This is a genomic window from Nonomuraea sp. SYSU D8015 (genome assembly GCF_008065375.1).
In the GTDB taxonomy this organism is placed as follows: Bacteria; Actinomycetota; Actinomycetes; order Streptosporangiales; family Streptosporangiaceae; genus Nonomuraea.
In genome coordinates this window covers 147,332-157,537 of the sequence record NZ_VJYI01000025.1, presented here as the reverse complement: position 1 = coordinate 157,537, position 10,206 = coordinate 147,332, and the positions used below count along the sequence as shown (strand labels likewise).

The following is a 10,206-nucleotide window of genomic DNA, read 5'->3' as shown; positions in this document are numbered from 1 at the left end:
GCGGACATGCCGATCAGCCGAGCCCGCTCAGCCTCAGTCAGATGGATCTCCACTGCCGTCGGTCCTGAATGCGCCATGTCCGCCAGCATATGAACTTAACCGACGGATTTCAGGCGTATGACACTAGGTCAACCCTGTGTGTACGTCGTCACAGTGGTCCCGGCCCCGAAGTGTCCTACGGTGACCCGGTCGAAGGTGTGCGGGTTGAACCCGCCGTTGAATAGTGGGATGCCGGCGCCGGTCACCACGGGGTAGCGCTTGAGGATCAGTTCGTCGATCTCGGGCAGCAGGCTCGCGGCGAGTACGCCGCCGCCGGAGATCCAGATGTCGCCGCCGTCCTGGGCCTTCAGTCGCCGGACGAGGGGCAGGGCGTGGTCGGAGAGTTCGACGCCTGGGCCGGCTGCGGCGAGCGTCGTGGAGACGACGAACTGGCGTAGATGGGACCACGGGCTGTCGGTGCCGCTGTTGAGGCCCATCTCGTAGGTGGCCCGGCCCATGAGGACGGTGTCGAAGCGCTTGTTGGGGGCGTCTTGCAGTCCGGCGGCTTCCCGGTACGCGGTCGGGACGGTTTCGGGATGGCGCTCGTTCATGGCGGCCATGAGGTCGAGGTTGACGGGGAAGAAATCGGCGGCCCCGTCGGGGGCCGCGATGAAACCGTCCAGGCTGACAGCGGCGTAGTAGACGAGCTTTCGCATTGATGTCCTCCACCCGTAGTACTCTACGCATAGTGGTATGAAGGTAGTACTTTGCTTGTAGTGGTGTCAAGCATGGACTTTCGATGCGGCAGAACCCTGAGCGGCGCGCGGCCATTTATCGGCGTACGGGGGCCGCGTGCACAGTCAAGTGCGGATGAGGTGCGGCCTCACCGGTAACCTGTCGCGTCTGCAGGCTGGCCCCGGTCCTGGACCTCGACCGCGTACCGCCAGTAGTCCGGCCGCGAGCCGTCCAGGTCGGTGAACCCGTACACGGCCGCGAGCTGCCCGCTGGACAGCGACTGCCCGCTCCAGCGCAGCACGTCCGGGTCCATGGCCAGGGCGGCGACCGCGCGGCCGACGTAGCGGGGCGTCTCCGACATCACGAAGTGCGGCTCGCGGGCGAGGGCGTCGCGCCAGTTCTCCTCGCCCACCCCGAACAGCTCCAGCATCATCTCTGACCTGATCCAGCCCGGCGTCAGCGTCACCGCCGCGCAGCCGTGCGGGCGCAGGTCCTGTGCCTGGGCGTAGCCGAGCCTGATCACCGCGCTCTTGGCGTGGTCGTAGAAGAAGGAGACGCGGTAGTTGTGGTCGTTGTACTCCTTGGTGCCGTCGGTCATCTCCACCACCAGCCCGCCCGGCCGCTTGATCAGCAGCGGGAGGGCGTAGTGGCTGGTGATGATGTGCGTCTCGACGGCGAGCCTGAGCAGGCGCAGTCCGCCGTCGAGGTCGTGCTCCCACAGCGGGGTGCCCCACTGGGCCAGATGCTCACCGCCCCAGATGTCGTTGACCAGCACGTCCAGCCGGCCGTGGTCGCGTTCGATCCGCTCGACGAGGGCGCGCACCTGCTCGCGCTCCAGATGGTCCACCCGGACGGCGATGCCCTCGCCGCCGGCCTCGTTCACCCGCTCCGCGGTCTCCTCGATGGTCTCCGGACGCCCGGACTCCGAGCGGTGCTCGCGGGTGGTCCTGCCGGTGACGTACACCGTCGCCCCCACCGCGCCCAGCTCCACCGCGATGCCTCGCCCGGCACCCCGCGTGCCCCCGGCCACCAACGCGACCTTGCCCTTCAACGTGTTGTGCATGGGTCCTTCCCCTTGTCCGCGGCCGCGTCTGGTAACGCTGATCGGTCAAATAGCACACCAGGGATAAGCGATCGAAGGGGTAATCAGCGTGAGGGTTGGCGAAGGCAATAAACCCCCTATCGCTCGCAGGTCAGGGACGTTCTTCTCCGGCGGTGATTGGACGATCTTTTCGCGGCTATTGAACGAGAGGGAGGTCGAGAAAGGTCCAACCGCGATGGAGAGGGGTACGTCCCGCAGGGTTCGAAAAATTTGTTCGGCCTGAGGTCCTGGTCGGTGAGCTCCCGCCGGCCCGGCGGTGCTGATGACGTCCATAACCCCCTGCCAGACTGTTGTCGTCGCCGGGGTCGGCCAAGCGTACTGCGACACGCACTCACACCAGCACATGGCGATTTCATTATCGCTTCACATCGGCGTCATCCCTGCTCATCTGGAAGAGAGAAGAGCCCGTCCTTAGCGTTGTGCTCACTCTCGCGCTCGTTTTTTCACGCCCGGTCACCGCTCGACGGCTGCCAAAGCGTCTTCCATGCGGGCAGCACGGCCCATCCGCGCCTCTCGGAAGGACATCTGTCGGCAGCGCGGGCCGCTGCGCGGTGCGGGTCCGCGGGCTAGGCTCTCAGCCGAGTGAGCCCGACCGGCGTAATTCCGCCACTTCTTTGCGCAGCTCGGCCAGCTCCTCCAGGATCCGCTCGGTGTGGGCCGTGGTGTCCTCGATCGCGGCCAGCTCCTGGGCGTTCTCCTCGTCCATGGCGCTGACCACGACGGCCATGAAGAGGTTCAGGATCACGAACGTGCACACCAGGATGAAGATCGTGAAGAAGATCCAGGCCGACGGGTGCCGGACCATCACCTCCCTGGCGATGTTGCCCCAGTCGTCGCCGGTCATCGTCTGGTAGAGCGTGAACAGCGAGGTCGGCAGGCTGCCGAAGCGGTCGGGGGAGGACTGGCCGTAGAGCTTGGTGGCCATGACCGCGGCCACGTACAGCACCAGGGCGAGCAGCACCACGATCGAGCTCATCCCCGGCATCGCCCGCAGCAGCGCCGACACCACCCGCCGCAGGCTCGGCACGACCGACAGCAGCCGCAGGGCCCGCAGGATGCGCAGCGAGCGCAGCACCGACAGGCCGCCCGTGGCGGGCGCGAAGGCGATGGCCACGATGAGGAAGTCGAAGATGTTCCACGGGTCGCGGAAGAACGACCAGCGCTCGACGTAGAGCTTGGCCGCCAGCTCGGCGGCGAAGATGTAGAGCGCGACGTGGTCGACCACGGTCAGCAGGGCGCCGTGGCGCTCGACGACGGACGGGAAGGTCTCCAGGCCCAGCGTGCCCGCGTTGATCAGGATGACGCCGACGATGAACCGCTGGAAACTCCGGTGGGCGATGATGGCTTGGGTGCGTTCGCGCACGAGGGCAGGCTCCTAGGGGGATCGATCAGGTGCCGTACCATGATGACGTAACATGATCAAGAGGGAGTCTGTGGTATAAATCCCACCTGACTGTCGGACGTGAGGGGGCTGCGCGATCATGTCGTATCCGAATTATGGTCCGCCGCACTACGGCCCGCAGTACACCCATCCCAACGGCACGACCATCCTCGTGCTCGGCATCCTCAGCCTCGTGGTGTGCGGCCTGCTCGGCCCGTTCGCGTGGTCGATGGGCAACAAGGCGCTGCGCGAGATCGACGAGAGCGGCTATCCCTACGAAAACCGCGGTTATGTCCAGGCCGGGCGCATCTGCGGCATCATCAGCACCGTCCTGCTCATCATCGGCTTCGCGTTCGTGATCCTCATGTTCGCCATTATGCTGATCACGGGCGGTCTGGCCGCCAGCAGCAGCTTCTAGCGTCCGCGGCGGAGGGGTGTGGCCGGTGCCCGTCCAGGCTCCGGCCACCGTGCGGGGCGATGGCCGGAGAGACCCCGGGCGGAGGGATCCCGCAGCCCTTCAGATCCTTTCCCCCGCAGGACCCCAGCCGGAGTGCGGAGGGGTGTCGCAGGGGATCAGGCGGCGGCCTTGGAACGGCGATCGAGGGCGGCGATGATGCCGGCCGGGTCCACCGTCCCGTAGCCGTAGTCGTAGTCGAAGCCCACCTCGCTCCGATCCTCCGCGGTCCTGCGCAGCAGCGCCCGCAGCTGGGCGGGCGACAGCTTGGCCGACGGCCACGCGGTGCGCACCGCCGCCACGAGCCCCGCCACCACCGGCGTCGCCGCGGAGGTCCCCGAGTCGGGGGCGCTCTCGCCGAACGCCTTCGACCCCAGGAAGTGCGTGTACGCGCACACGTCGGGCTTGCGCGCGGTCAGCCGCCCCGGCCCCTGCGAGGAGTAGCCCACCCGCTCCCCGTTGACGTCGATCCCGCCGATCGACAGGGCCTTGGGGTGGGAGTTCGCGCCCGCGATGGGCCGGTTGGGGTAGGCGCAGCGGCCGTCCGGGCACTCCCGCCCGCAGTTGCCCGCCGCGAACAGCACGTCGGCGCCCGCCCGGTCGAGCGAGGCCACCATCAGGTTGAACGGATGGGCGGCGTTGTCGGAGTAGTTGCCCGGATGCCCGACGGGGAAGTCCCACTCCGGCGAGAACGACCCCCACGAGTTGCTCACGACCAGCGCCCGCGACTCGGCCGGCTGGGCGTCCAGCACGGTACGCAGGTGCGCGAACGCGGACACCGCGTCCGACAGCAGCCCGTCGAGCGCCGAGCCGCCCGGCCGGGTGGACAGCAGCAGCGGGATGTCGATCAGCGAGGCCTGCGGGGCGGCGATGAGGGCGTCGAAGGCGCACATCGTCCCGTGGTCCACCTCGAACTCGCCCGGCTTGCCCGACACGCCCGGCGGGCTCCAGCACCGGTCGGCGTCGAGCGTGACGCCCCTGCCCAGCTGCCTGGCGGTGTGCGCGGCGTTGACGCCGGTGTCGAGCACGGCCAGCGCCACGCCGGCCCCGTCGAGGCCCTCGGCGTGCAGCCCGGCGACGTTCATGAGCCGCTCGACGTCGCGCCAGTCGCCGACCGGCGGATCGCCGCCGCAGGTGGGGGAGGACTCGATGACGGGGTCGGCGAAGATCCCGACCACGTCGGGCCGGAGCGAGGACAGCAGCGTGACCCTGGAGGCCAGCTCGTCGTCGGAGATCGTGCCCCGCACCAGCACGGAGGCGTCCTCGGCGGCCAGCGAGAAGTCGAGCGGCTGGTTGAGCGACAGGGGATCGCCGCCCACGGCGGGGACGGGGCGCGGCAGAGCCACGGGGACGAAGGCCGGGTCGAGCTCGACGCCCGGCAGTCCGTCGGCGACGTCGGCCGTGGTGGCCGTCTGGCCGGGGTCGGCCACCGCCGCGACCAGATCGGGGGAGGGACGGAGCTGGATCAGGACCCGCATGTGTCACCACCGAAAGGTTGTCTGGAGGGAACGAGCCTTCCAACATTCCTGCATCCACGGGTCAACCGTCCAGTGCATTCCAGCGGTTTTGACCTGCGAGAACACCCCAAACTACGCGAGGCGGACGACATTCGTTCTGGCCCGTCGGACTTCCTTGTTTTCGGTCCGTTCACTACGGTGAGGCAGCATGACGCTCCAGGCCCAGAAGCCGGTCGACGACGGAGAGAAAGCCCACTGGCTGGCGGTGCGGCCGAGGCTCATCCTCGCCAGTGCCTTCATGCTCTTCCTCGAGCTGGCGCTGATCCGGTGGACCGGATCCAACATCGTCCACCTCAGCTACTTCACGAACTTCGTGCTGCTCGGCTCGTTCCTGGGCATCGGGCTCGGGTTCCTACGCGTGGGGCGCTCGCGGCGGCAGCCGTTCTACTCGCCGCTCGTGCTCGCGATCCTGGTCGTCGTCGTGCTGACCTTCCCGGTGACCGTCGACCGCAACACCGAGGGCGTCCTGTACTGGACGAGCCTGTCCACCAGCGGGCCGCCCGCGTGGCTGATCCTGCCGGTGATCTTCTGTGCGGCCGCGCTGATCCTCATGGGCCCCGCCGAGCTCGTCGGCCGCTGCTTCCCCGAGCTGCCGCGCCTGGAGGCCTACCGCTACGACCTGATCGGCAGCCTCACCGGCATCGCGGCGTTCACGGCCCTGTCGTTCCTGAGCGCGCCGCCGGTGTTCTGGGGGATCATCGCCGCCGCCTGCTACGGCGTGCTGCTCGTGCCCAGGCCGCGCTCGCTCTACGTCGGGCTCGTGACCGTGCCGTCCCTGGCCGTCGTGGGGCTGCTGCTGGCCGAGACGCTGACCGCCGGCGCCATCTGGTCGCCGTACTACAAGGTCACCTTCAAAGCGCTCCAGCAGTTGGGCGTGCCCGTCACCGACATCGCCGTCAACGGCATCCCGCACCAGCAGGCCGTGCCCGCCTACGCCCGGCTGCAGTGGGAGCGCCAGTACGGGCTGCCGTACGAGCGGACCGCCAAACCCCCGAAGGACGTGCTCATCGTCGGCGCGGGCAGCGGCACCGACGTGGCGATCGCCCTGTCCAAGGGCGCGAACCGGGTCGACGCCGTCGAGATCGACCCCAAGCTTCGCGAGCTGGGCGAGTCGGTCCACCCCGACCGGCCGTACGACGACCCGCGCGTCACCACGCACATCACCGACGGCCGCGCCTTCCTGGAGCGCACCGGCGGCAAGTACGACCTGATCCTCTTCGCCCTGCCCGACTCGCTCACCCTCGTCTCCGGGGCCAGCTCGCTGCGGCTGGAGAGCTACCTGTTCACCGAGGAGGCCATGCGGGCCGCCCGCGACCACCTCAAGCCGGGCGGCACGTTCTCGATGTACAACTACTACCGCGAGAGCTGGCTCGTCGACCGCCTGGCCTCGACCATGCAGCAGGCCTTCGGCCACAAGCCCTGCGTCGACGTCGTCAGCACCGCCGGCCAGCAGGCCGTGATCACCGCCGGCCTGGCCGTGTCCGACCAGCGCTGCGCCTCCGAATGGCCCGGCGCGGCCCCCGGCACCCCGCAGCCCGCCGACGACGACCGGCCCTTCCTCTACCTGCACGACGCCACGATCCCGCCGATCTACCTCATCACGCTCAGCCTGATCCTCATCGTCAGCCTCCTCGCCGTGCGCGTCGTGGCGGGCCCGTACCAGCGGATGCGTCCCTACGCCGACCTGTTCCTGCTGGGCGTGGCGTTCATGCTGCTGGAGACCAAGAGCGTGACCGGCTTCGCGCTGCTGTTCGGCACCACGTGGGTGGTCAACGCGATCGTCTTCGCCGGCGTCCTGGTCGCGGTCCTCGCCGCCGTCGAGGTCACCCGCCGCTTCCGCACCCCGCCGCTGCCGGTCATGTACGGGGTGCTGTTCGCAGGACTGCTGCTGGCCTGGCTGGTGCCGAACGAGTGGCTGCTGTCGCTGCCGCTGCCCCTGCGCGCGGTGGCCGCCGTGACGGTGGCGTTCCTGCCGATCTTCGCCGCGAACGTCGTCTTCGCCAAACGCTTCGCCGACACCGCCGACGCGACCACCTCCTTCGGCGCCAACCTGCTGGGCGCGATGGTGGGCGGCTGCCTCGAATACGTGGCCCTGGTGATCGGCTACAAGGGCCTGCTCGCCGTCGCCGCCCTGCTGTACCTCGGCGCTTTGGCGCTGCTGCCCCGCAGACGCGCGCTCGTGTGACGCCAGAGACGGAGAAATGGCCGTGACCCGCGGCATGGCGAGTGGTCAGGTTAATTGTCTCCATCGCGGGTTGATTTGTCGGAGGATGCGAGGTGAGCTGGAGATATCGGCATGCCGCCATCGCATGGATCGTTGAATCCGAAAAGGGAAAGCGGCCTTTTCGAAAGGAGGCTTGAGTATCGGGGGTGACGTCCGGTAAACCCGCGAGAAAAGGTGAATAATCATGGCGACGCAAAGGGCGGCCCGGATCGACGTCGAGCGTGTCCTGCGGGAGGAGCCGGCGCCCGCCGGCCGCGCGGATCAGGTCGCCCAGGTCCTCCCCAGGGGAATGCTGTTCACGACACCGGAACCGGGAACGGCGGGGCCGGCACCCGTGCCCGACACCCAATGGGCGCTCACCTCCGCCTGGCCCTATCAGGGACGGACCGCCACGGGGACCGCCGCCGTCCACTACGGCTCGGGCCACGACCGCCTCGTCCGGCCGATGATCATCGCTGACGGATTGGGGCACGGGCCCAGCGACCTTCCCGCGCTGTGGCGCCGGCTCGACGCCCCCTACCCGCCCCGCCAGCACCGCCTGCTCGACCAGCTGCTCGACCAGGGCATCGACGTCGTGCTGCTGGGCTTCGCCGCCCGGCACACCCACATCCAGGTCAACGCCGGCGTGGCGGCGGCGTGCGTCCGCCGGGCCGTCGCCGAGCGGGCCGGCGACGCGCCGCTGACCGTCGCCGGCGTCGGCGTCGGCGGACTGATCACCAGGTACGCGCTAGCCGCGATGGAGCACCGCGGCGAGGACCACCAGACGGCGACGTACCTGTCCTACGACTCGCCGCACAACGGCGCGTGGATCCCGCTCATCCTGCAGCAGCTCGCGTACTTCGTCCAGAGCCTGGCCCCGGCCGGGCAGGCCGGCCTGATCCGCAGCCCCGCCGCCCAGCAGGTGCTGTGGGCGTGGGTCGAGAGCGGCCACTACTCGGGACCCGTCGCCACCGCCAGTCCGCTGCGCGTGGCGTTCCTGGAGGACCTGCGGCGCGTCGGCTGGTTCCCGGCCCGGCCGCGCAAGCTCGGGGTGGCCAACGGGGCCGCCGACGGCACCGGCAGGAACGTGCCGCCCGACGAGGTCGCGTTCGAGTGGAAGGCGCTGGACGGCCTCGTCGGGGCGACCGTCCGCACCCAGGCGGATCGCGGCGTCAACCGGCTGGTCGGTGGCATGCGGGCGGTGCCGATGTGGGAGAGCAGGAGCTACACCAGCGACGTCCCGGCGTTCGACGGCGCACCGGGCGGGACGCTTCCTTCGTACGGGATGGTCGCCGACAGACTCGGCGCGCCGATCGAGAGCCGCTACCGCTCGGCCTGCTTCGTCCCTTCCGTGAGCGCCGTCGCCCTCCAGTACGACCCGGTGGAGTGGCCGGTGGATCTCTACACCGACATCACGTCCCTGTCGCCCGAGCAGAGCCAGCTCGACGACTACCACTGCGACTCCCACAACAGCGAGCACGGCCAGGTGACCGCCACGCTGGCCGAGTGGATCCTGGGGCAGGTCGGGAAATAGGGCCGGCACGGGCCGGGTGCGAGGGGTGCGCCACGAGGCATCCCTCGCACCCCCAGGGGGAACGCGGTAGGACGGGAGCATGCTCGACGACGAACGGATGCTCGCCGATCCCTACCCGGCCTACGCCGGCCTGCGCGAGTCGGGCGGGCTGCGGCGCGTCGACCTCCGCAGCGGGCTGTACGGATGGCTCGTGACCCGCTACGACGACGCCCGCGCCGCGCTCGCCGACCCCAGGCTCAGCAAGGACCCGCGCAACGCGCCGCCCGACTGGCAGGAGGCGGGACGCGGCCGGCCGCTGGAGGACCGCTCCGGGCTGGGCACCCACCTGCTCACCACCGACCCGCCCGAGCACACCCGGCTGCGGCGCCTGGTCTCCCGCTATTTCACGCCGGGCCGGCTGGACGCCCTGCGGCCGGGGATCGAACGACGGGTGGACGCGCTGCTCGACGGCCTCCCGAAGGGCGCCGAGGTGAATCTGATCGCGGACTTCGCCTCGCCGCTGCAGCTCGCCGCCCTCTGCGACGTGCTCGGCGTGCCCGCGGCCGACCGCACGGACTTCCAGCGGTGGACGACGGCCGTCGTCTCCTCCGACGAGGACGGCGAGGCCCGGCCGGAGGCGCTGGGGCTGCTGGGCGCGTACGTCGGGGAGCTGGTCGAGGCCAAGCGGCGCGTGCCCGGGGACGACGTCATCAGCGCGATCACGGCCGCGGCCGATGACGGGGAGCGGCTGAGCGAGCCCGAGCTGATGGCGATGATCTTCCTGCTGCTGGTGGCCGGGTACGAGACGACGGTCGGGCTCGTCGGGCTGGGCGTCTACACGCTGCTCCGGCACCCCGACCAGCTCCGGCTGCTGCGCGAGCGTCCCGGGCTCCTCGACGGCGCCGTGGAGGAGCTCCTGCGCTACGACAGCCCCGTCGAGCGGGCCACCTGGCGGTTCGCCACCGAGCCGATGGAGATCGGCGGCGTGCCGGTGCCGGCCGGGCGGCCGATCCTGGTGGCGCTGGGGGCGGCGAACCGGGATCCCGGGCGCTTCCCCGAGCCGGACCGGCTCGACATCACCCGGGAGGACGCCGCCGGCCATCTCAGCTTCGGTCACGGGCCGCACTACTGCCTCGGCGCCATGCTGGCCCGGCTCACCGGCCGGGCCGCCCTGGGCGGGGTCGTCCGCCGCCTGCCGGGGCTGGCCCTGGCCGTGCCGCCGGAGCGGCTGCGCTGGCGGGCCAGCCTGACCGTCAGGGGCCCGCAGCGGCTCCCTGTCGTGGTCTGACGGTCTCGCCGGCGTCCCGGCGGCCCAGTGTGAC

General features: G+C 70.1%; 8 protein-coding genes. 4 read left to right on the top strand and 4 right to left on the bottom strand.

Translation table 11 applies throughout. The features are described from left to right. Nucleotides 1–128: 128 nt before the first annotated feature. From ID574_RS49435 to ID574_RS49425, 3 genes are all read right to left on the bottom strand, one after another. Nucleotides 129–695 carry a dihydrofolate reductase family protein gene (locus ID574_RS49435; protein ID WP_188196023.1) on the bottom strand — a complete coding sequence of 189 codons (567 nt, stop codon included), beginning with the start codon at nt 693–695 and terminating at the stop codon, nt 129–131. Nucleotides 696–862: 167 nt separating this feature from the next. Next, nucleotides 863–1,777 (bottom strand): SDR family oxidoreductase, encoded by a 915-nt coding sequence (locus tag ID574_RS49430; protein ID WP_188196022.1) that lies wholly within the window; start codon nt 1,775–1,777, stop codon nt 863–865. A 613-nt stretch (nt 1,778–2,390) separates the two neighbouring features. Then, the gene (locus ID574_RS49425) at nt 2,391–3,179 is read right to left on the bottom strand and encodes an ion transporter (RefSeq protein WP_188196021.1); all 789 of its coding nucleotides are present in this window, start codon (nt 3,177–3,179) and stop codon (nt 2,391–2,393) included. Between the two features lie 118 nt (nt 3,180–3,297). On the opposite strand from ID574_RS49425, the gene ID574_RS49420 reads away from it, so the two are divergent. After that, nucleotides 3,298–3,615 carry a DUF4190 domain-containing protein gene (locus ID574_RS49420; protein ID WP_188196020.1) on the top strand — a complete coding sequence of 106 codons (318 nt, stop codon included), beginning with the start codon at nt 3,298–3,300 and terminating at the stop codon, nt 3,613–3,615. Between the two features lie 155 nt (nt 3,616–3,770). On the opposite strand, the gene ID574_RS49415 is transcribed toward ID574_RS49420, so the two are convergent. Next, nucleotides 3,771–5,129 (bottom strand): S8 family peptidase, encoded by a 1,359-nt coding sequence (locus ID574_RS49415; protein ID WP_188196019.1) that lies wholly within the window; start codon nt 5,127–5,129, stop codon nt 3,771–3,773. 187 nt (nt 5,130–5,316) lie between these two features. Here ID574_RS49415 and ID574_RS62090 point away from each other — a divergent pair, with 187 nt between their 5' ends. The 3 genes from ID574_RS62090 to ID574_RS49400 all read left to right on the top strand — a co-directional run bounded on the left by ID574_RS62090 (nt 5,317) and on the right by ID574_RS49400 (nt 10,172). Beyond that, nucleotides 5,317–7,353 (top strand): spermine/spermidine synthase domain-containing protein, encoded by a 2,037-nt coding sequence (locus ID574_RS62090; RefSeq protein ID WP_188196018.1) that lies wholly within the window; start codon nt 5,317–5,319, stop codon nt 7,351–7,353. Between the two features lie 223 nt (nt 7,354–7,576). Then, a complete protein-coding gene (locus ID574_RS49405; protein ID WP_188196017.1) occupies nt 7,577–8,905 on the top strand; it encodes a hypothetical protein in 1,329 nt (442 codons plus the stop codon). A 79-nt stretch (nt 8,906–8,984) separates the two neighbouring features. Continuing rightward, nucleotides 8,985–10,172: a cytochrome P450 family protein gene (locus ID574_RS49400; protein WP_223167875.1), complete on the top strand. Its 1,188-nt coding sequence runs from the start codon at nt 8,985–8,987 to the stop codon at nt 10,170–10,172. The last annotated feature ends 34 nt before the right edge of the window (nt 10,173–10,206 follow it).

Excerpts from the sequence above, each read along its gene's own strand:
- ID574_RS49435 (WP_188196023.1), bottom strand. The coding sequence starts at position 695 with ATGCGAAAGCTCGTCTACTACGCCGCTGTCAGCCTGGACGGTTTCATC.
- ID574_RS49430 (WP_188196022.1), bottom strand. The coding sequence starts at position 1,777 with ATGCACAACACGTTGAAGGGCAAGGTCGCGTTGGTGGCCGGGGGCACG.
- ID574_RS49420 (WP_188196020.1), top strand. The coding sequence starts at position 3,298 with ATGTCGTATCCGAATTATGGTCCGCCGCACTACGGCCCGCAGTACACC.
- ID574_RS49415 (WP_188196019.1), bottom strand. The coding sequence starts at position 5,129 with ATGCGGGTCCTGATCCAGCTCCGTCCCTCCCCCGATCTGGTCGCGGCG.
- ID574_RS62090 (WP_188196018.1), top strand. The coding sequence starts at position 5,317 with ATGACGCTCCAGGCCCAGAAGCCGGTCGACGACGGAGAGAAAGCCCAC.
- ID574_RS49405 (WP_188196017.1), top strand. The coding sequence starts at position 7,577 with ATGGCGACGCAAAGGGCGGCCCGGATCGACGTCGAGCGTGTCCTGCGG.
- ID574_RS49400 (WP_223167875.1), top strand. The coding sequence starts at position 8,985 with ATGCTCGACGACGAACGGATGCTCGCCGATCCCTACCCGGCCTACGCC.